Origin of the sequence: Corallococcus sp. BB11-1, from assembly GCF_026626625.1 — a bacterium.
GTDB lineage: Bacteria > Myxococcota > Myxococcia > Myxococcales > Myxococcaceae > Corallococcus > Corallococcus soli.
Map to the genome: position 1 here is coordinate 154,139 of NZ_JAPNJY010000004.1, position 20,764 is coordinate 174,902.

The 20,764-nt window shown below is 70.9% G+C and carries 17 protein-coding genes; 9 read left to right on the top strand and 8 right to left on the bottom strand.

The genetic code is table 11. The features are described 5' to 3' along the window. Nucleotides 1-100 precede the first annotated feature (100 nt). Nucleotides 101-1,756, top strand: coding sequence for an FAD-binding dehydrogenase (locus OV207_RS06140; protein ID WP_193347192.1), 1,656 nt, complete (start codon nucleotides 101-103; stop codon nucleotides 1,754-1,756). A gap of 54 nt (nucleotides 1,757-1,810) precedes the next feature. On the opposite strand, the gene OV207_RS06145 is transcribed toward OV207_RS06140, so the two are convergent. Then, nucleotides 1,811-2,269, bottom strand: coding sequence for a GFA family protein (locus OV207_RS06145; protein ID WP_267553427.1), 459 nt, complete (start codon nucleotides 2,267-2,269; stop codon nucleotides 1,811-1,813). Between the two features lie 172 nt (nucleotides 2,270-2,441). Here OV207_RS06145 and OV207_RS06150 point away from each other — a divergent pair, with 172 nt between their 5' ends. The 4 genes from OV207_RS06150 (at nucleotide 2,442) to OV207_RS06165 (ending at nucleotide 8,392) form a co-directional block, all read left to right on the top strand. Next, entirely contained in the window at nucleotides 2,442-4,403 is a 1,962-nt protein-coding gene (locus OV207_RS06150; protein WP_267553429.1) for an alpha/beta hydrolase family protein, read from the top strand. 169 nt (nucleotides 4,404-4,572) lie between these two features. After that, entirely contained in the window at nucleotides 4,573-4,731 is a 159-nt protein-coding gene (locus OV207_RS06155) for a hypothetical protein (protein ID WP_193347189.1), read from the top strand. Nucleotides 4,732-4,947: 216 nt separating this feature from the next. Further along, nucleotides 4,948-5,490: an HNH endonuclease gene (locus tag OV207_RS06160; protein WP_193347188.1), complete on the top strand. Its 543-nt coding sequence runs from the start codon at nucleotides 4,948-4,950 to the stop codon at nucleotides 5,488-5,490. Between the two features lie 79 nt (nucleotides 5,491-5,569). Beyond that, nucleotides 5,570-8,392, top strand: coding sequence for an AAA family ATPase (locus tag OV207_RS06165; RefSeq protein WP_267553432.1), 2,823 nt, complete (start codon nucleotides 5,570-5,572; stop codon nucleotides 8,390-8,392). Nucleotides 8,393-8,435: 43 nt separating this feature from the next. Here OV207_RS06165 and OV207_RS06170 read toward each other — a convergent pair whose 3' ends face one another. From OV207_RS06170 to OV207_RS06180, 3 genes are all read right to left on the bottom strand, one after another. Further along, on the bottom strand, nucleotides 8,436-9,236 hold the full coding sequence (locus tag OV207_RS06170) for a hypothetical protein (RefSeq protein WP_267553434.1): 801 nt from the start codon (nucleotides 9,234-9,236) through the stop codon (nucleotides 8,436-8,438). Between the two features lie 121 nt (nucleotides 9,237-9,357). Continuing rightward, nucleotides 9,358-10,947, bottom strand: a complete 1,590-nt coding sequence (locus OV207_RS06175) for a M56 and MltD domain-containing protein (RefSeq protein ID WP_267553436.1) — start codon at nucleotides 10,945-10,947, stop codon at nucleotides 9,358-9,360. Beyond that, on the bottom strand, nucleotides 10,947-11,342 hold the full coding sequence (locus OV207_RS06180; RefSeq protein WP_267553438.1) for a BlaI/MecI/CopY family transcriptional regulator: 396 nt from the start codon (nucleotides 11,340-11,342) through the stop codon (nucleotides 10,947-10,949). Before OV207_RS06180 ends, OV207_RS06175 begins: the two co-directional genes overlap by 1 nt. Before the next feature lie 155 nt (nucleotides 11,343-11,497). On the opposite strand from OV207_RS06180, the gene OV207_RS06185 reads away from it, so the two are divergent. Genes OV207_RS06185 through rimO form a run of 4 tightly spaced genes read left to right on the top strand, consistent with a single transcriptional unit; the run spans nucleotide 11,498 to nucleotide 16,221 of the window. Beyond that, nucleotides 11,498-13,138, top strand: coding sequence for a ribonuclease J (locus OV207_RS06185; protein ID WP_267553440.1), 1,641 nt, complete (start codon nucleotides 11,498-11,500; stop codon nucleotides 13,136-13,138). 25 nt (nucleotides 13,139-13,163) lie between these two features. After that, on the top strand, nucleotides 13,164-13,661 hold the full coding sequence (locus OV207_RS06190; protein ID WP_193347182.1) for a YajQ family cyclic di-GMP-binding protein: 498 nt from the start codon (nucleotides 13,164-13,166) through the stop codon (nucleotides 13,659-13,661). A gap of 11 nt (nucleotides 13,662-13,672) precedes the next feature. Beyond that, nucleotides 13,673-14,788 carry a hypothetical protein gene (locus OV207_RS06195; protein ID WP_193347181.1) on the top strand — a complete coding sequence of 372 codons (1,116 nt, stop codon included), beginning with the start codon at nucleotides 13,673-13,675 and terminating at the stop codon, nucleotides 14,786-14,788. A gap of 32 nt (nucleotides 14,789-14,820) precedes the next feature. Further along, nucleotides 14,821-16,221, top strand: a complete 1,401-nt coding sequence (rimO, locus tag OV207_RS06200; RefSeq protein WP_227026948.1) for a 30S ribosomal protein S12 methylthiotransferase RimO — start codon at nucleotides 14,821-14,823, stop codon at nucleotides 16,219-16,221. 101 nt (nucleotides 16,222-16,322) lie between these two features. On the opposite strand, the gene OV207_RS06205 is transcribed toward rimO, so the two are convergent. The 4 genes from OV207_RS06205 to obgE all read right to left on the bottom strand — a co-directional run bounded on the left by OV207_RS06205 (nucleotide 16,323) and on the right by obgE (nucleotide 20,737). After that, the gene (locus OV207_RS06205; RefSeq protein ID WP_267553442.1) at nucleotides 16,323-17,741 is read right to left on the bottom strand and encodes a hypothetical protein; all 1,419 of its coding nucleotides are present in this window, start codon (nucleotides 17,739-17,741) and stop codon (nucleotides 16,323-16,325) included. A gap of 15 nt (nucleotides 17,742-17,756) precedes the next feature. Next, entirely contained in the window at nucleotides 17,757-18,584 is an 828-nt protein-coding gene (locus tag OV207_RS06210) for a LolA family protein (protein WP_267553444.1), read from the bottom strand. Between the two features lie 82 nt (nucleotides 18,585-18,666). After that, a complete protein-coding gene (locus OV207_RS06215; RefSeq protein ID WP_193347177.1) occupies nucleotides 18,667-19,347 on the bottom strand; it encodes a TrmH family RNA methyltransferase in 681 nt (226 codons plus the stop codon). Between the two features lie 4 nt (nucleotides 19,348-19,351). After that, entirely contained in the window at nucleotides 19,352-20,737 is a 1,386-nt protein-coding gene (gene obgE, locus OV207_RS06220) for a GTPase ObgE (RefSeq protein WP_267553446.1), read from the bottom strand. Nucleotides 20,738-20,764 lie beyond the last annotated feature (27 nt).

The window sequence follows — 20,764 nt, forward strand, 5'->3', positions numbered from 1 at the left end:
GCGTGACATGGCCACGCCACCCGCCCAAAAGACTCTCAACCCCCGGGAGCGGGAGCTTCGCCTATCATCCGCGCGCGCAACGTCACCAGGAGGCAACCGCATGGGACAGGAAGTGGACGTCATCGTCGTGGGCGGAGGGTTGGCGGGCCTCGTCGCCGCGACCGAACTGGCGGATGCCGGCAAGCGCGTCGCCGTCGTGGACCAGGAGGGTGAGCAGAACCTGGGCGGGCAGGCGTTCTGGTCCTTCGGCGGCCTGTTCCTGGTGGACTCGCCCGAGCAGCGGCGCATGGGCATCAAGGACTCGCACACGCTCGCGCTGGAGGACTGGATGGGCACCGCGGGCTTCGACCGCGAGGAGGACCACTGGCCGCGCAAGTGGGCGGAGGCCTTCGTCGGCTTCGCCGCGGGTGAGATGCGCTCCTGGCTGCACCAGCAGGGCATGACCTGGTTCCCCGTCGTGGGCTGGGCCGAGCGCGGCGGCTACGGCGGCGTGGGCCACGGCAACTCCGTGCCCCGCTTCCACGTCACCTGGGGCACGGGCCCCGGGGTGCTCGCGCCCTTCATCCGCCGGGCGCAGGCGGCGCGGGACGCGGGCAAGCTCACGTTCCTGTTCCGCCACCGCGTGGACGAGCTGCTCGTCACCGCGGGCGCCGTCGTCGGTGTTCGCGGCATGAAGCTGGAGGCCACCGACGTCCCCCGCGGCGTCAGCAGCTCCCGCAAGACGGAAGGCGACTTCGAGCTGCGCGCGCAGGCGGTCATCGTCACGTCCGGCGGCATCGGCGGCAACCACGAGCTGGTCCGCAAGAGCTGGCCGCAGCGGATGGGCCCCGCGCCGAAGTTCATGGTGCAGGGCGTCCCCGACCACGTGGACGGGCGGATGATCGCCATCACGGAGGCAGCGGGCGCGCGCCTCATCAACCGCGACCGCATGTGGCACTACACCGAGGGCCTGCGGAACTGGAACCCCATCTGGCCCCGCCACGGCATCCGCATCCTGCCCGGCCCCAGCTCGCTGTGGCTGGACGCCACCGGCAAGCGCCTGCCGCCGCCGCTGTTCCCCGGCTTCGACACGCTGGGCACGCTGGAATACATCCTGAAGACGGGCCATGAGCACACCTGGTTCCTGCTGAATCAGCAGATCATCAAGAAGGAGTTCGCGCTGTCCGGGTCGGAGCAGAACCCGGACCTCACGGGCAAGGACTGGCTGGGCGTGCTCAACCGCGCCGTGGGCAAGAAGGCCATGGGCCCGGTGGAGGCCTTCAAGGAGAAGGGCGAGGACTTCGTCATCGCCGGGAACCTGCGCGAGCTGGTCGCGGGCATGAACGCGAAGACGGAGAAGCCGCTGCTGGACTTCGCCACCGTGGAGCGCGAGGTGCTGGCCCGCGACGGCCAGCTGGCCAACCCCTTCGGCAAGGACCTGCAGATCGCCGCCATCCGCCAGGCGCGCAACTACCGGGGCGACCAGCTGGTGCGCACCGCGAAGCTGCACCCCATCCTCGACCCCAAGTCCGGGCCGCTCATCGGCGTGAAGCTGAACATCCTCACGCGCAAGACGCTGGGCGGCTTCGAGACCGACCTCGCGGGCCGCGTCTTCAACGCCCAGGGGGAGACGATTCCCGGGCTCTACGCGGCGGGCGAGGTGGCCGGCTTCGGAGGCGGTGGCGTCCACGGCTACCGCGCGCTGGAGGGGACGTTCCTCGGCGGCTGCATCTTCTCCGGCCGCGCCGCGGGCCGCGACGCCGCCAGCCGCGTGTAGCTCCCGTTCAGCGGGCAGGGGCCTTGAGACACCCTGCCCTCTCGCGGTCCGCGCTCAGGACACCGTGGCCTGGAAGGGCCACGGGCTGGAGCGCGACCCGGCCATCCAGTTGTCGTGCCGGCCGTCCCAGTACTGGAAGGTGAGCAGCGACGGGTCCACGTCATCCAGCGTGCCGATGTGGATGGAGCGGAACGCCCCACCGAGCTCCGGGACGTCGCCCGCGCCGAAGCACATGACGCCGCAGTGCTTGCAGAAGCTGCGGGAGTTCGGGCTCCCCTCGCGCGCGTACCGGGTCACGTCCTCCTGGCCCTTGAGGAGCCGGAAGGCCTCAGGCTTCATGCTGGTGCTGCCGCCGTCGCCGTACTTCGTGCAGAACGTGCAGTTGCAGCGGCTCACGTCGGCCAGGTTCACGGTGGCCTCGTAACGCACGGCGCCACAGTGGCAGCCCCCCGTGTAGGTCCGCACGCCGGCCTTGGCAGGGTTCTGCTGGGAGTCGTTCTGGGTCTGGGTCATGGCGAAGTCTCCGGTGCCGCGTTGAAGGAACCCGACCCTTATCTCCCCTGCCAGTGACAGCCTTATGTCAGGTTTGTCCGCCCCCCCCTGATGGGGGGGTCCTGGAGGCCCCCTGACCTTCCCCGTGGGGTTGGGGCAGATTCGCGGGGTTCGCCGCATCCCCGGAGGCACCTTGACCGCCTGGAAACCGCTGCGCCGCATCCTCGCCGTGACGCTGTTCCTCCCCCTGCTGGCGGTGGCTGCTCCGCCCGCCCCGGCGTCGAAGCCGGCCCCGGCCGCCGCGCGCAAGCCCGTGCAGCGACCGTCGCGCCAGTACACGATGGAGCAGTTCATGGGGACGACGGAGGTGACGGACCCGGTGTTCGCCTCCGATGAGAAGCGGGTCCTCTTCTCCTCGAACGCCACCGGCATCTACAACGTCGCCAGCGTCCCGGTGGCGGGGGGCAAGCCCACCGCGCTGACGCACTCCAAGACGGACAGCGTCCGGCTGGTGGGCGCGTTCCCGCGCGACAACCGCTTCCTCTTCGAGCGTGACCAGGGCGGCAACGAACAGACGCACGTGTTCGTGCGCACGCCGGACGGCAAGGAGCAGGACCTCACGCCCCTGAAGAAGGGGGTCGCGCACTTCATCGGGTTCAGCCAGGACGAGTCCGCCTTCTACGTCGTCACCAACGAGCGCGACGAGGGCGCCATGGACGTGTACCGCCATGACGCGAAGACCTACGCGCGCACGCTGCTGTTCCAGAACGACAAGGGCTTCGCCGTGGCCGGCGTCGCGCCCGACGAGACGTGGGTGGTGATGAACGAGTCCCTCACCACGTCCGACGGCAACGTGTGGCGCTACGACGTCGCGACGAAGACCCTGAAGAACCTCACGCCCCACCAGGGGGCCGCCAGCTACAGGGTGGCGGACATCGACCCGGTGTCCGGGGAGCTGTACCTGCTCACCGACGACGGCTCGGAGTTCACCCGGGTGGTGCGCCAGTCGAAGGAGACCGGGAAGCTGGAGGAGGTGGAGAAGGCGGACTGGGACATCTTCGCCACCACCTTCTCCCGCACGGGAGCCTGGCGCGTCACGGCGCTGAACGTGGACGGCGGCACCGAGGTGCGCCTGCACGACGTGAAGGCGGGCACCCAGGTCGCCCTGCCCCAGCTGCCCGAAGGCGTGGTGTCCGACCTCGTCTTCGCGCGCGGAGAGAAGCGGCTGGCCTTCCTGCACGAGGGCGACCGCTCCTCGCCCAATCTGTACGTCTATGACCTGACCACGAAGAAGGCCACGCGCCTGACGAACACGATGGGCAAGGCGCTGGATTCGGAGGACCTGGTGGAGTCGCAGGTGGTGCGCTTCAAGTCCTTCGACGGGCTGGAGATCCCCAACCTGCTCTTCAAGCCGCACCAGGCGACGGCTGGGAAGAAGGCACCCGCGCTCGTCTGGGTGCACGGCGGCCCCGGGAGCCAGACGCGCAAGGGCTACGTCAACTTCATCCAGTACCTGGTGAACCGGGGCTACGTGGTGCTGGGCATCAACAACCGGGGCAGCACGGGCTACGGCAAGGCGTTCCACAAGGCGGACGACCAGAAGCACGGCAAGGAGCCGCTGCTCGACGTCGTGGAGGCCCGGAAGTACCTGGCGAGCCTGCCGTACGTGGACGGCTCGCGCGTGGGCATCATCGGCGGCAGCTACGGGGGCTACATGGTGCTGGCCGCGCTCACCTTCCACCCGGACTCCTTCGAGGCGGGCGTGGATGCCTTCGGCATCTCCAACTGGCTGCGCACGCTGAAGGGCATGCCGCCCGAGTGGGGCGCCTTCCGTCAGGCCATGTTCCAGGAGGTGGGCGATCCGGAGAAGCAGGAGGCGATGCTCAAGGAGATCTCCCCCCTCTTCCACGCCGAGCGCATCAAGAAGCCGCTGCTCGTCATCCAGGGTGCCAATGATCCGCGCGTCCCCCAGGCGGAGTCGGATGAGATCGTCGCCGCCGTGAAGAAGAACGGCGTCCCCGTCGAATACCTCCTGCTCCCCGACGAGGGCCACGGCTTCAAGAAGAAGAAGAACGAGGTGCTGGTGAATGAGCGCGCCCTGGAGTTCTTCGACCGCTACCTCAAGCCCGCGACAGCGGCCACGCCCACGCCCTGAGAGACGCGGTCGCGAAGGACCTGCACGCACAGGCCCACATCACGGCGTGAGGCGAGCCTCGCGCCGGACCGCCGCCGGTCGCGAGCCCTTGCTCCGACGCCCCGGAAGCCACGGGCTGTCAGGAATGAATTCCCGCCGCCGTCCTTCGGGAACGAAAGGAGCGGTCCCCATGCGCACGGCGACGAAGCAGGCCCCGATGAACCTCCAGAACTTGAACCCTTCCGGTCACGGCATCGAAGCGTCCTCGCATCCCAGCCCGGGCACCGCTCCCTTCACGTGCCGCTGGCGCGACTTCGCGTCCTATCGCCTCGCCTCGCCCGGCTCCTGAAGGCTTCCACGCCCGTCCCCGACGCGGCACGGACCCCCTCCCGAGGCCGGGCTCCCCACCAGGGAACCCGGCCTCGTCTTGCGTCCGGGCGTCCCGCATCACCTTCGCCCCACTTCACACCCATAGGCCGCGCACGGGGTGCAGCCTGGATTCCAAATCCGGGCGAGCAGGGTTCGACTCCCTGGCGGCCTGTCCTGCCCGAAAGGCCCCCGTGTCATGGAAACGCTGGTGTTGAGCCAGTCCTATGAGCCCGTCGCACGCATCCCCTGGCAACGCGCCATCCACCTGCTCTTCCAGGGCAAGGTGGAGGTGGTGGAGGAGTACGAGGACCGCGTGGTGCGCTCGGTCACGGTGGAGCTGCGCATGCCGTCCGTCATCCGCTTCGTGCGCGCCCTGTGGAGGGGCCCGCGCGGCATCCGCTTCAGCCGTGAGAACGTCTACCAACGCGACCACTGCCGCTGCCAGTACTGCGGCCGCAAGGTGACGCGCCCGGAGGCCACGTACGACCACGTGGTGCCGCGCGCGCAAGGGGGCCGCACGAGCTGGGAGAACATCGTCATCGCGTGCGTGCCCTGCAATCAGCGCAAGGGCAACCGGACCCCGGCCCAGGCGCGCCTGACGCTGCTCGCCGTGCCCGTGAAGCCGAAGAAGATGCCCAACGCCGTGCACCTGTCGTTCCTCGTGGAGCAGGGCGTGCCCCTGTCCTGGCGCAAGTTCCTGAGGGACGTCGCCTACTGGCACACGGAGCTGGAAACCTGAGTCCCGTCGGGTGCCGGGACTTCGCTTCCGTGCGGCAACGGTTAGAGTGCCGCACGTCGAGGGGGCGTTCCGAACCACCATGGCGACGAGGAAGAACGAAGACCAGGAGCGGCTCATCGACCGCGACCTCACCGCGATGGCGCGCGAGGGGAAGCTGCCGGCCGCGTACGGCGTGGACGTCGCCGTGACGGAGGTGCTCGGCCTCCTGACGCGAGGAGGCAAGCACCCACTGCTGGCGGGCGAGCCCGGCGTGGGCAAGAGCGCGCTCGTGCAGGAGGTGGCCCGCCGCATCGCGGAGGGCCGCGTGGACGGGGACCTGGCGCAGGCGCGACTGGTGGAGGTGTCCGTCGCCAACATCCTGGCGCGCAGCACCCAGCGCCAGGCCGCGGAGAGCTTCGAGGAGCTGCTCACGCACCTGGGCCGGCACCCCTGCCCCATCGTCTACATCCGCGACCTGCCGGTGGCCCTGGGCGGCCCCCTGGCCCCGGTGGCCGTGCGCGCGCTGCGCACCGGGGGGCTGCGCTTCATCTTCGAAACCGAGCCCAAGCGCGTGCAGGAGCTGCTGCGCGCGGACGAGGCCCTGGCCGAACGGCTCCACCTGCTGCCGCTCCAGGAGCCACCCCTGGAGAAGGCCCGGTGGATCGTCGGCCGCGTGGCGGAGGAGCTGGAGCGCGAGCTGCGGCTGCCCATCGACCCGGCCGCGTGCGACCTGGCCCTGCGCCTGTCCGCGAAGTTCCTGCTGGCGCAGCACATGCCGCGCAAGGCCATCGAGCTGCTGAAGGAGACGGCGGCGGAGGCCGCGGGCGTGGCGCGCGACCACGTGGGGCCGGAGGACGTGCTCACCCGCTTCTGCGCCGCCACGCGCCTGCCCCGCTTCGTCGTGGACGACGCGATGCCGCTGGACCTGGAGGAGACGGAGCGCTTCTTCGGGGAGCGGCTGCTCGGCCAGACGGACGCGGTGGGCGCGGTGCTGCGGTCGGTGGCGCTGCTCAAGGCGGGCCTCAACGACCCGCGCCGCCCGCTGGGCGTGTTCCTCTTCGCCGGGCCCACGGGCGTGGGCAAGACGCAGCTGGCGAAGCTGCTGGCCGAATACCTCTTCGGCTCCTCCGACAGGCTGGTGCGCCTGAACATGGCGGACTACCCCAACGACGGCGACGAGAGCGTGCCCTTCGGCGCGTCGTGGGCGCCCGCGCTGGAGACGCGGCGGGGAGAGCTGTCCGCGCTGCTCGACGGCAAGGTGTTCACCGTGCTGCTGCTGGACGAGTTCGAGAAGGCGGCGCGCAGCGTGCACGACCGCTTCCTCCAGCTCTTCGACGAGGGCACCTTCGTCAACGGCGCGGGCGAAGCGGTGTCGTGCAACAACACGCTCATCGTGGCCACGTCCAACGTGGGCTCGGAGGTGTACCGCGAGGCGGGCCTGGGCTTCGCCGCGCACAAGCGCGCGGAAGAGCAGGTGTCGGAGGTGGACCGCCGCATCGCGGAGGCCTTCCGTCCGGAGTTCCTCAACCGCTTCGACGCCATCTGCCACTTCCGGCCGCTGTCGCGCGTGGACATCCGCAAGATCGCCCAGCGCGAGGTGGGCCGAGTGCTGGAGCGCGAGGGCATCCGCGCCCGCGCCCTGGACGTCGAAGTGACACCGGAGGTGGTGGACCGGCTGGTGGAGCGCGGCTACTCACCGCAGTTCGGCGCGCGCTACCTCCAGCGCGAAATCGAGAAGACGCTCACCGCGGCGCTGGCGGTGGAGATTGCCCGCAGGCCCCTGCCGCCGGGGACGCCCGTGCGCGTGGAGGCCCGTCCCGGAGGCCGCGTGGTGGCGGTGGCCGAGCCCGTCCCGCCGCCACGGGAGGTGACGGCGCAGCTGCTGCTGCCCTCCGCCAAGGCCGCGGCGGTGAAGCGCCGGCTGGACCGCAAGTCGCTGCTCATTGAAATGGACCGGCTGGTGGGCCGTGCCCGCGCGCTGGCCACGTCCGCCGGACGGCCGGAGCTGGAGGAGCGCCGCGCCGCGCTGCTCGCGGAGACGCAGGCGCCGAACCTGTGGGACGACCCGCTGCGCGCGGCGGACGTCATCCGCGCCTTCCGCACGGTGGAGGCGCAGATTGGCGAGCTGGAGCGCCTGGAGGCCGCGTGCCTCTTCGGGCGGCGGCTGGTGCGCGAGGCGAAGAACGAGGTGCAGCTGGCCTCCGCGGCCCGGCAGGTGGAGGACGTGGCGCGCGAGGTCCAGATGGCGGAAGCGCTGCGGGCCTCGGGGGCCACGCCGCTGGACAACGAAGCGCTGGTGGACATCTGCGCCAGCGACGCTTCCGAGCAGCAGGACGCATGGGTGCAGGAGCTGGCCACCATGTACCTGGGCTGGGCGCAGCGGCGGGGCTACGAAGCCACCGCCGTGGCGGAGGCGGAGACGCCCGCGCGCGTGGTGGTGCGCATCGCCGGGCCGGGCGCGTACGGCTTCCTCGCGGGCGAGACGGGGCTGCACCGCCGCCTGGAGGAGGAGAAGCGCCAGCGCGCGTACGTGCGCGTGCACCGGGGCGGGCCCATGGAGGAAGTGGAGCGGGCGTTGCTGGTGCTGGAGGGCCGTCCGGTGAAGAGCCGCGAAGGCGAATACCTCCAGCGCGTGCGCAACGAGGTCACCGCGAAGGATGAGGCGACGGGGCGCATGCTGACGCTCATCGGGGCCGGGGAGATGGAGGAGCTCAAGGGCATCGCCGCGCGCGTCGTCGCGGGACAGGGCGCCAGCACCGATGAGGCCCGCCGCTACTTCCTGGGCCGGGGCGCCCGCGTGGAGGATCCGCGCACCGGCGCCGGCACCCCTCGCGTGAAGGACGTGATGCGCGGCGAGCTGGACGTCTTCATCGCCGCGTGGATTTCACGGCCTCCGCCGGAGTCGACTCCGCCGCTCGCGTGAAGTGTCCACGTTCCCCGAGGAGCCCCGCGCCGCGACCGCAGTCTCAGGGCAGGTATCCCCGAGCCACACCCTGGCGCATCGCCTCCGCGAGCACGTCCAGCCCGTGCGCGGTGTTGATGCGCGAATGGGACGTGGTGCCGCTGACGATCTGCACCGCGCCGCCCAACACGAAAGGCAGCGGCCGGCGCCCCAGCCGCAAGAGGCGCTCGTCGTAGAAGGCCGCCGGGGCGCGCTCGCGCAACAGGCGCGGCAGGGCGACCATGTTCGCGGTGCGCGACGGCTGCATCGCGGGCCCCAGGCACGAGAAGTCCAGCCCCACCTCCGGCAGCATCGCGCCGCGTCCTTCGCGGTCGAAGACGAAGACGACCTGCGACGTCTCCTCCTGCGCGCCGCGCACGCTCGTCTCCGTCGTCTTCGTCATCTTCAGGCCGCCCGTGATGAGGGCCGCGCCCAGCGCCACCTGCGTCTTCTTCTCGGTGTGCTCGCTCTGCGTGCGCATGGAGCTGGCCCCCCGGAGGATGACCGTCACGTCCTCCCAGGCCAGCGTGAGCGGCGCACCGGAGCGGGGCGTGAACGTCACCTCCGACGCGCCGAACGTCACGGTCCGGGCCGTCACCCGCTCCACCGTCTCCGCCTCATCGATGGCGAGCGCCGCGAGCCCCGCGTCCTGGAGCGTCTTCACCAGGGCGTCCGCGGCCTCGGGCGCGAGCCGCGCGAGCAGGGCCGGCGGCTCCGGCGCCAGCCGCATGCGGGCCTCCGCGGGCGCCATGCCCGCCGCCGCCGCGAGCACCTGGGCTGCTTCGGGGACTTCTCCCGCCGGACGAACGAGCGCGACGATCTTCATGGCTCTCCCCAACCCCTGCGCTGGCCTGCCTGGCAGTGCGAGGCATCCTCGCGCGAAAGCCGCCGGCGCGCACCCGAGCACGGACGCCCGGGGAGATTCCCCGGGCACCCGAGCAGGGACGTCAGTCGAGCAGGTGCGGATTGCGCAGGAGCAACACCCCGGCCTGCACGGTGCTGGTGTAGCCGTTGAGCCTGCCCGTGCGCGTCAGCTCGCTCACGTCGCGCACGCCCGTCTCCACGAGGACCCGGTCCACCACGCCCTCGCCCTGGTTGTAGGCCGCGAGCGCGAGCCGCCAGTCGCCGTACCGAGCATGCAGCGCCTGGAAGAGGGCCGCGGCGGCCTCCGTCTCACGGGCCACGTCCAGCCGCTCGTCGAGCCCGGCCTCCACCTTGAGCCCGTAGCGGCGCGCCGTGGAGGGGATGAACATCCACACGCCCGCGCCCCTCGGCCCCGGCGCAAGCGACGGCTCCCCGGACGTCTCCGGCAGGTTGCTCACCGCCGACTCCACCATCGCCACCGCCAGCAACCCTTCCGGAAGCGAACGCGAGCGCAGCGTGCCCGCCAGCGCCTCGCGGTGCACGGCGAGGTTCGCCAGGGCCTTGCGCATGAAGTCGCGCCCCTTCGGCGTGGTGATGAACCGGTTGAGCTGCTCCACCACCGCCGCGTCCACCACCACCGGCAGGTCCCCCTCCTTCTGCCCCGCCGTCGCGAGCGCCTGGGCCTCCGCGAGCGACACCGCGCGCCCCTTCGCCGCGCCCTGTGCCCACAACGCCAGGGGCGCCATCACCAACGCCAGGGACAACACCAGGCCCAGGGCATGCCCGGAGCGACGAGGACGGGGTTCGAACACCATGCGGATTCTCCTGACGGTGGGGTGCGACATGCCGGTGACTCCGGCGGGAAGGGGGCGCGAGCCCGGGACGCGCGATGACGCCTGGAGCAGGCACCGCGCATAGGCGTCCGCGGGCACCCGGGGCCCGGTGACGAGCGCTTCGTCGCAGGCGAACTCCTGACATTCGGCCAGCCACCGGCTGAAGGCCCGCGCGAAGGGATTCCAGAAGAAGGCGCTGTCGAAGCCGAGCCGCGCGTACGCGAACACCGTGTCGCGCTGCCGGTGGTGTTGCAGCTCGTGCCGCACCGTGAGCCGGAGCGCCTCCGCGTCCTCCAGGAGGACGGAGGGCACCACCACCCAGGCCCCACCTCCCGGAAACCAGACCGAGTACGCGCCCCCGTCCGCCTCCCCCAACACCAGACGCACCCGGCCCACGCGGCGAAGCAGCGGCAGCGCCTTGAGCCGCCGACGCAGGCGCAGCGATCGCCCCAGCTCCCACGCCAGGAACCCGAGGCCGCCCACGCCCACCATCACCGCGAGCATCCCCACCGGAACGCCGCCCCCCTTCGCGGACGGCTCCGACACGGCACCCGGCGCGGCCCGGGCCACCCGAGGCTCCACCGGGGCGACGGAGCGCGCCAGCGAGCGCTCGAACGCGAAGAGCGGCGCCACCGGCAGCACGTCCCGCACGGCGAGCGCCGCGAGCGGCAACACCACCGCCAGCCCCCACGTCACCCGCCCCACGCGCAGCGTCTGCCGCGCGCTCAACCTCCGCTCCATCCCCAGCCACAGCGCGGCCCGCAGCAGCCCGAAGCCCACCGCCACCAGCGCCGCCGCCGTGAGGTACGCGGCCAGCAACTCCCGCGAGAAGGGCCCCATCACCTGCCCCCCTTGCGTCCCAGCAGCTTGCGGATCTGCTCCACCTCCTCCGCCGACAACGGCACCGCCTCCACCAGCCGCGCCACCAGCGAAGAAGGGGTGCCGTCGAACACCGTCGCCACCAGGTGCCGCACGCTCTGGGCCTCGTAGGCCTCGCGCGACAGCCGCGCCGAATACAGGTGCCCGCGCCCCTCCTTGCGGCTGTGCACCACCCCCTTCTGCTCCAGGATGCGCAGCACCGTGGACACCGACGTGTAGGCCAGCTTGCGCTCCGGCGGTAGCGCCGCGAGCACGTCCGCCACGCTCACCTCCCCCAGCTTCCACACGAGCTGCATCAGCTCCAGCTCCACCGGCGTCAGCGGCCGGGGTTCCTCGGCGGACGGCGACCTGGACATGCCAGCGACCTCTCCTCAAGACGAACTAAGGACTTAGTTCCAAACCAACTAAGCCTTTAGTTTGAATCCGTCAAGCAGGCGGCCGGTGGTGGGGAAACGCCAGGGGGTGCGGATTCCCACGCGCCCGGTGGGGCAAGTCCTTAGACTGCGGGCACATGCTCCACGTCATACCTCTGGGCGGCCTCGGCGAAATCGGCCTCAACGCCATGGTGCTCGCCTGTCGTGGGGAGCTGCTGCTCATCGATGCGGGACTGATGTTCCCCACGGCAGGGATGCCGGGGGTCGACATCATCGTCCCGGACTTCACCCACCTGAAACGCAACGCCGCGCAGTTCAAGGGCGTGGTGCTGACGCACGGGCACGAAGACCACATTGGCGCGCTCCCCTACCTGCTCGACGAGTTGCCGGTCCCCGTCTACGGCACGCGCTTCACGCTGGCGCTCGCGCGCAACCGGCTGGAGGAGCTGGGCGTGGAGGCGGACCTGCGCGAAATCGAACCGCGCACGCCCTTCAAGGTCGGCACCGCCTTCACGGTGGAGGCCACGCGCGTCACGCACACCGTGCCGGACGCGGTGGGCTACATCGTCCGCACGCCCGAAGGCACCATCATCCACACCGGCGACTTCAAGCTGGATCCGGATCCCATCGACGGGCTGAAGACGGACCTGGAGCGCTGGGGTGAGGCTGGCGAAGAGGGCGTGCTGTGCCTGCTGTCGGACTCCACCAACTCGGAGCTCCCCGACGAGACGGGCAGCGAGCGCGTGGTGCAGACCACCTTCGAGCGCCTCTTCCACGAGACGAAGGGCCGCATCGTCGTCGCGCAGTTCTCCTCCAACCTCCACCGCGTGCGGCACCTGCTGGAGCTCTGCGAGCGCACCGGCCGGCTGGTCGCGCTCCAGGGCCGCAGCATGGTGCGCAACGTGGAGCTGGCGCGGGAGATGGGCTACCTGCAGGTCCCCGACTCGCTCTTCGTGCACCTGGACTCCGTGCCGAAGCTCGCGCCCCACCGCGTGGCGGTGCTCACCACCGGCGCCCAGGGCGAGCCCCGCGCGGGCCTCACCCAGTTGGCCCACGGCGACGGCCCCGTGCGGCTGGAGCCCGGCGACCTGGTCATCGTCAGCGCGCGGCCCATCCCGGGCAACGAGCGCTCCGTGGGCGCGCTGCTCGATCAGCTCCACTGGCGCGGCGCCCGCATCGTCTACGCCCAGGTGGAGCCCGGCGTGCACGTCTCCGGACACGCCAGCCGCCCCCAGCAGCGCCGCGTGCTGGACATCGTGAAGCCGCGCCACTTCGTCCCGGTACATGGGGAAATCCGGCACCTGCACCGACACCTGACCACCGCGCGCGAGTCCGGCATGGCCCCCGAGGGGCTGCTCCTGGCGCACGACGGCGACGTGGTGACGTTCGAGGAAGGGCGGGGCCGCTTCTCCGGCAGCGTGCCGTCCGGGCGCATCCTCCGGGAGCGCTCCGGCAGCGGGGTGCTGACGCCGGAGACGCTGGCGGAGCGCAACCGGCTGGCGGAGACGGGGCTGGTGGCCGCGGTGGTGGTGCTCCGGCGCGACACCCAGGCCCTGGTGGCGGGCCCCCAGCTGTCCGGCCAGGGGCTCTCCCCCGACGAGCAGGGGATGCTGTCCCGGGTGGCCGTGGAGGCGAAGGCCTACTTCGAGGAGCTGAACCCACAGCTCCGCGGCGACGACGCCCTGGCGCGCGAGGAGCTGGTCCGGGCGGTGAAGCGGGCCTTCAAGCAGCACACCTCCCGGCGCACCCTGGTGGTGCCCTTGGTCGTCCGGGTGTAGGTATGGTAAGGGCGGCCCACCCCCCATGCCCTCTTTCGACGTCGTCTCGAAAATCGATCTGGCTGAGCTCGACAACGCGGTCAATCAGACCAAGAAGGAGCTCAGCACGCGCTATGACTTCCAGGGCGTCAACGCCGACATCGTCGTCGCCCCGGACCACACCTCCGTCACGGTGAAGGCCAACAGCGAGGACAAGGTCCAGGCCGCCAAGGAAGTGCTGCTGGTGAAGCTGGCCAAGCGCGGCATCAGCCTGCGGGTGCTGGAGTTCGGCGACATCGAGAAGACGGGCCTCGCGAACGTCAAGCAGCCCATCAAGCTGCAGCAGGGCATCCCGGTGGAGAAGTCCAAGGAGCTCATCAAGGTGCTCAAGGACTCGAAGATCAAGGTGCAGGGCTCCATCCAGGCGGACCAGCTCCGCGTGACGGGCAAGAACCGCGACGACCTGCAGGCCGCCATGGCGCTGTTCCGCCAGGAGCAGGACCGGCTGAGCCTGGACATGCAGTTCACCAACTTCCGCGACTGAGTGCCCCCGCCATGCACGCCGCCCCCCTGGCTCCGCTGACGCTCCTGCTGCTGGCCACCGCCACCCCGTCGTTCGCGCAGGAAGCCGCGCGTCCCAGCCGTCCGGTGCCCGTGCTCAAGAAGGCGCCGCGTCCGGAGAAGGGGCTCAAGGACTTCGGCTCGCCGCTGGTGCTCAAGCCGCTGACCGTCGAGGGCGCCACGGCGAACTTCTCCGCCCGGGTGGGCTGGCGCAAGGACACGCTCTTCGTCGGCGTGGAGGCCACGGACAACCAGCTGCTCGCCGGCGACCTCATCACCCTCACCCTGTCCTTCCCGGACGCGGGCCCCACCGCCTCCGGCTACACCTACCGCTTCGCCTTCGACGGCCAGCGCACGTCCGCGCCCGAGAGCGGCACGCCGCGGTTCGCGCAGGGGCTGGTGAACGCCGCCGTGCACCGCCAGGGCGACACGCTCTCCGTGGTGGCGCTGGTGCCGGTGCGCGCCCTGCCCCGCTTCCCCGCGGTGGAGCCGCTCGTCATGGACCTGTGCGTCACCTACGAGGACCAGGACCAGGTGGGCGCGAAGACGGTGCCGGTGTCCAACTGCACGGGCGGCACCACCATGGTGGGCGAAGCGCTGCGCCTGCCGGACGAGGCGCGCAAGAACCTCAAGCTCAAGCCCCCCGCGTCCGTCACCGCCCTGGAGGCGGCGCCCACGGGCTGGCTCGGCTGGGGCATCCTGCCCTACCCGGAGTGGGCCCAGGGGGAGGCGGCGCTCACGCCCGCGTCCCTGCGCGCGCTGGTGGCGCCCAACGCGGTGGACGCGTCGAAGATGGGCGTCAACGTGCCGGAGGCGTTGAGCCTGCCGGACGGACGACCGGTCGTTACGGTGCTCACCGGGAAGAATCCCTATGCCGTCGAGGGTCAATGCGACTCCGACGACGAGCTTCGGATGGGGCTCTACGTGGTGTCGGGGAAGACGGCGCAGCAGGTGCTCGAGTGGCCGGCCGCCACCTGTGCGCTGGGTCGCGCCAGTTCCATCGAGCTGGATGAAGAGGGAGCGCTGACCATCGGTTACTCGAACGGCGCCATCGTCAACTTCGCCTGGAGTGCGGACCACTTCGAGCGGACGGAAATCGGAAAGCGGTAGACGCAGTGGAAGAAACCAAGAGCCTGTACATGATGACCCTCGGCTGCCCGAAGAACCGGGTGGACTCCGAGGTGATGCTGGGCACGCTGCGCACGCGCGGCTATTCGCTCGTGCAGGACCCCGCGGCGGCCCAGGTCATCGTCGTCAACACGTGCGCCTTCATTGGCCCGGCGAAGCAGGAGTCGGTGGACTCCATCCTGGAGATGGCGGAGCTCAAGAAGACGGGCGCGTGCAAGACGCTCGTCGTCACGGGCTGTCTGTCCCAGCGCTACGGGCAGGACCTGTCGCAGGAGATGCCGGAGGTCGACCACTTCCTGGGCACCAGCGCCTACGCGCAGATTGGCGACCTGCTGGCCGCCGAGGCCTCGCCGCGTCAGGTCATCCCGGATCCGGACTACATCCACAACGCCCAGACGCCGCGCATCAACTCGATGCCGAAGTACACGGCGTATCTGAAGATTTCGGAGGGCTGCGACAACGCCTGCGCCTTCTGCATCATCCCCACGCTGCGCGGCGGCCAGCGCTCGCGCACGGTGGAAGACATCATGGCCGAGGCGCGCAACCTGGCCGACAGCGGCGTGCAGGAGCTGAACCTCGTCGCGCAGGACCTGACGGCGTACGGCCATGACCTGCCCGGCAAGCCGAAGCTCCACGAGCTGCTCAAGGAGCTGGTGAAGGTGGACGTGAAGTGGATCCGCCTGCACTACGCCTACCCGCGCGTGTTCCCGGACGAGCTCATCGACGTCATCGCGTCCGAGCCGAAGATCGCCAAGTACCTGGACATGCCGGTGCAGCACGCCAGCGACAAGCTGCTGCTGTCCATGAAGCGCGGCCGCAACTCCAAGTTCCTCAAGGAGCTGCTCACCAAGCTGCGCGAGCGCGTGCCCAACCTGGTGATGCGCACCTCGCTCATCGTCGGCCTGCCGGGTGAGACGGAGGAGGACTTCGAGCTCTTGAAGGAGTTCGTGAAGGAGCAGCGCTTCCAGCGCCTGGGCGTCTTCCAGTACTCCGACGAGGAGGGCACCTCCGCGTTCGACCTGCCGAACAAGGTCCCGGCGAAGACCATCGAGCGTCGCTGGCGCGAGGTGATGGCCATCCAGAAGCGCATCAACCGCGAGCAGAACAAGAAGCTCGTGGGCCAGAAGCTCACCGTGCTGGTGGAGGGCCCCAGCGAGGAGTCCGAGCACCTGCTGGTGGGCCGCCACGAGGGCCAGGCGCCCGAAATCGACGGGCAGGTCTACATCAACGACGGCCTGGCGTACCCGGGCGAGTTCGTCACCGTGGAGGTGACGGAAGCGCACGACTACGACCTCATCGCCCGCGTGGTGGAGCGTCCGGATCCGAAGCAGCGCACGCACACCCCGCGCGAGGCCCTGCCCGCCCCCGTGCCCATGAAGGCGCTGAAGCGCCCAGCGGAGCCGCGGCCGGAGTAGTTCCTTCCCGGCAGCGTCCAGGTGGTTGCTCGGGCTCCAGCGCGCACTCCTCGACGGGAGGCGGGCTGCGAGCCCGAAGCATTTGTCGGGGCGGCCCGGAGCTACTTCGGATCCTCGGGCTCCAGCTCGCGCTCCTCGACGGGAGGCGGCTGCGGGCCCGAACCCCTGGTGGGCACCGCCACCCCTTCGCCCAGCGGCGTCGGCTGGCACTCGCACACCGTGCGCCGCGACGCGGTCTCCGTGACGAAGGCACAGGTCGTGGGGCACTCGGGCTGACGGCCCTCCTCCACCAGGGACACGGCGTAGCTCCGCGCGCCCTGGAGCGCGGCGTGACACGCGGGCAGGCTCTGCGCGAGCGACACCCACGGCAGCCGGTGCTGCGTGTTGGCGCCCCGCAGGGTGGTGGGGAAGCTCAGGCCCACCTGACACCCCGTCTCCAGGCGCTGACCGTCCGCGCCCCGAGGCTCCACGTACAGGCGGACGCCCTCCGGCACGTCCCGGTACACCGCGCCGGAGAGCGCCACGGCGCCGTCCGGTTCCAGGCGGACGAAGACGCCGTAGCAGGCCTCCTCGCTGAAGGTCCCGCCCTCGCCCGCGCACTGCTGACGGCCACCGCCTTCGGGCATGCGCACGCGCGGCCTGCGCAGCACCAGCGCGCCTCCCTGCGCGTCCACGGTGGCGGTGAAGCGGCCCCACACGTCCGGACCCAGGCGGCCCAGGTTGCTCTGGGATGGCCAGCGCCCGGCGGCCTCCATGACCAGGGGACGCACGCCCAGCCCCTCCGCGACCTCCACCGCGTCCACGGCGAAGGTGCGCGGCGGCAGCCCCGCGGCCGTCTCCAGGGGCTGGAGTCCCTGCGCCAGCGCGGGGTCCACCGCCAGCCGGGAGAAGGGCTCGCGCGTGCCCAGGACGAAAGGCCCGGTGATGCTCGCCGCGCCCTGCGTCACCTGCACGGCGAGCAGCGGCCAGTCCCCCACCGGCTCGCGGCTGAGTTCCACCACGTGCGACTCGCGCACCGCGTCCGAGGCGCGCAGCTCCGCCTCATGGGCTCCCCGGGGGCGCGTGGCGCTGAAGGTCACCTCGCGGCGCAGCGGCTCCACCGTGAGGGCATACGGGGCCAGCACGTCCTGCCCCAGCGTCACCGAGCAACCCTGCTCGCCGGACAGCAGCACCGTGCGCAGGGGCGGCGCCACCGGGCCCACCGTCAGCGGCGGGGCCTGCACCTCGGGCCAGGAGCGGTGGCCACCGGAGGACTCGGGCACGCGCGCGGTGCCGGCGGCGATGGGCGGGGCTCCGTCGAAGCAGCCGGCGGACACCAGCGACAGCGGCCGCGCGACGTCCAGCACCACCGGCACGGCACGGCCCGCGAGCCTCCCCGCGACGGTGAGCCGCAGCGCGGGGGAGGACAGCAGGGGCAGCGTCTGCCCCACGAGGCTCGTGGGACGCACGGGGCCCGGGGGCGCGGCGGACTGACAGCCCGCGCCCAGCAGCACGCACCCCACCAGCAACACGCCGCGCATGGAGGGCGGCCTTCCCTACGGCGCCTTCGCCTTGGTGAAGTCGTCCACGCGGGTGCCCTCCGGCGGGTTCAGCTTGAAGCTGTCCGCCGCGACGCCCACGTTCGTCTTCAGGTCCAGGAAGGCGATGGTGTTCTCACTGCCGTCCGGGTCGACCACGGTGCTCTTGAGCACCTGGGCGGACGTGGGGTCCACCTCCAGGCGCACCTGACGGAAGCGCGGCTCCGTCTTCAACGGATCCAACACCAGCAGCGTGCCCTTGCAGTCCTTGCAGGCGCCCTTGGAGATGGCGAACTCGTCCGCGAGCTTCCCCTGGCCGAAGAGGAACGTCACCGACGCGGAGAGCTGGTTGGTGTCCACGGCGGCCACCGACAGCGTCTGCGCGGCCGGGTCGTACGCGTACACCTTGCTGCCCGCGAGCACGAAGGTGCGCGGCGACGGGTTCGTGTACTCCCAGCGCATCAGGCCCGGCTTCTTGTACGTCACCGTGCCCGTGGACGACTGCGTGCGGCGGAAGGTCTTGTACTTGTAGTCCTGCTTGAAGCCCGACTTGAAGTCGTTCGTCTTCTCGTAGAAGGCCTGCATCCGGTCCACGAGCGTCTTCACCTCGGGCGTCATCTTCGGCGCGGGCTTCGTGGCGCTGGTGGCCGTGGCCGCCGTGCCCGCGTCGGGCGGCTTCGTGGCCGAGGGGGCGGCGGCCGTGCCCGCGTCCGTCGTGGCAGCGGGCTTCGGCGCGGCGGCCGGCTTGGGCGCGGGCGCCGCCTGGGCCACGGGAGCGGAGGGGGCGGCGGGGGTGGGGGCCTGCGGCGCGGCGAGCAGCGTGAAGAGCAGGGATTCCAGCAACATGGCGTGCGCCTCCGGAGCAGGCGCCCAGGGGCGCCCGCAGGGTCCATCTACCGCATCCGGACGGCCCCCGGGGGGCCAGCATTCACCGCTGTGTGGCTTTGACCAGACGCTTCCGCTGCTTCACGCCCAGCAGGTAGAAGCGCTCCCGCAGCTCCTGGGCCTGCTCCGGCGTCAGGTCCCCGGAGCCTCCCAGGTGCTCGTCCCGCCAGGCGATCGCCCGGCTGATGCTGGCCGACGCCGCCGCGGAGATGTTCAGGCTCTGGCTGAAGCCCTTCATGGGCACCCAGAAGGTGCCGTCCACGCCCGCCAGCACGTCGTCGCTCACGCCGAAGCGCTCGTTGCCGAACACCATGGCGAACTTCGTGTCGAAGCGCAGGCTGTAGAGGCTGGTGGCCCCCTCGCGCAGCGCGGACGCGTAGAGGCTGAAGCCCTGCCCCTTCAGGTGCTCGCGGCAGTCCGCGAACGTCTTGTAGAGGTGCACGTCCAACCACTTGTCGCAGCCCTGGGCCACCCGTGAATTGGGGACGAAGGGCGCGTCCGGGTTGATGACGACGTGCACCTCCTGCACGCCCATGGACTCGCAGGTGCGCAGCACCGCGGCCATGTTGAAGTTGTCCTCCAGCCGGTCGAGCACCACCGTGAAGTTGCGCGTGCGCTGCGCCACGACCCGGTCGATCTTCTCCTTGCGCACGTCGAGCAGGAACTGCTCCGGCTCGACGACGTCGCGCTCGAACTTCTCGTAGCGGGGGCCTCCACCAGCCATCGACTCAGCGCCTCCCGCCGGACTTCTTCGCGGCGGACTTCTTCACGGCGGACTTCTTCACGGCGGCCTTGCGCACGGGCTTGCTAGCGGACTTCTTCGCCACGGCCTTGCGCGCTCCCGAGCTCCGGGACGAGGTCTTCTTCGCGGTGGGCTTCTTCGCCACGGCCTTCTTGGCGACGGGCTTCTTCGCCACGGCCTTCTTCGCCGTCGACTTGCGAGCCGCGCCCGCCTTCTTCGCCGCGCCCTTCTTCACCACGGCCTTCTTCGCCGCGGGCTTGCGCGACGCCGAGGCCCGGGTCGACGCCTTCTTCGCGGCCTTCTTCGCCGGAGCGGCGGAGCGCTTCCCCGCGCCCTTCGACGGGACCTCCGTGTGGATCTTGTCGGTGCGGCCGGTGAAGAGCACCTCCGCCACCGAGTCCATCAGCGCCTGCATGCCCTCGCCCGTGGCGCAGGACACCGGGTACACGCGGATGCCGCGACGGCGCAGGGCCTCCGTGAAGGGGGCCAGCCGCTCCCGCGCCTCCGTGAGGTCCAGCTTGTTGGCGGCCACCACCTGCGGCTTGCCGGCCAGCTCCGCGCTGTACTTCTTCAGCTCCTTGTTGAGGATGTTGAAGTCGTCCAGCGGGTTGCGGCCCTCCCCCATCGCGCCCATGTCGATGAGGTGCACCAGCACCTTGCAGCGCTCCACGTGGCGCAGGAACTGGTGGCCCAGGCCCACGCCCTCGCTGGCACCCTCGATGATGCCGGGGATGTCCGCCATGACGAAGGACAGGTGGTCCTTGTACTGGACCATGCCCAGGTTCGGCACCAGCGTGGTGAACGGGTAGTCCGCCACCTTGGGCCGCGCCCGGCTCACGCGCGAGATGAACGTGCTCTTGCCCGCGTTGGGGAAGCCCAGCAGGCCCACGTCCGCCAGCAGCTTCAGCTCCAGCCGCAGGGTGACCTCGTCGCCCTGGGTGCCGTCCTGCGCGAAGCGCGGCGTCTGGCGCGTGGAGGTGGCGAAGTTCATGTTGCCCAGGCCGCCACGGCCGCCCTTGGCCGCGACGTACACCTGGCCCGGCTCGCTCAGGTCCACCAGCAGCTCGCCGGTCTGCTCGTTGCGGATCAGCGTGCCCACCGGCACCTGGAGCACCATGTCGTCGGCCGCGCGACCGTTGCAGTCGCTGCCCATGCCGTGCTCGCCGTTCCTGGCGCGGTGGTGCTGCTGGTAGCGGTAGTCGAGGAGCGTGGTCAGCTGCGGGTTCGCCACGAACGACACCGAGCCGCCGTTGCCACCGTCCCCACCGTTGGGGCCGCCCCGCTCAATGAACTTCTCGCGCCGGAAGGACACGGCGCCATTCCCGCCGTCCCCCGCCTTCACGTAGATGCGTACTTCGTCGACGAACTTCATGGGGGGACTGCCCTCCTGGAAAAACAC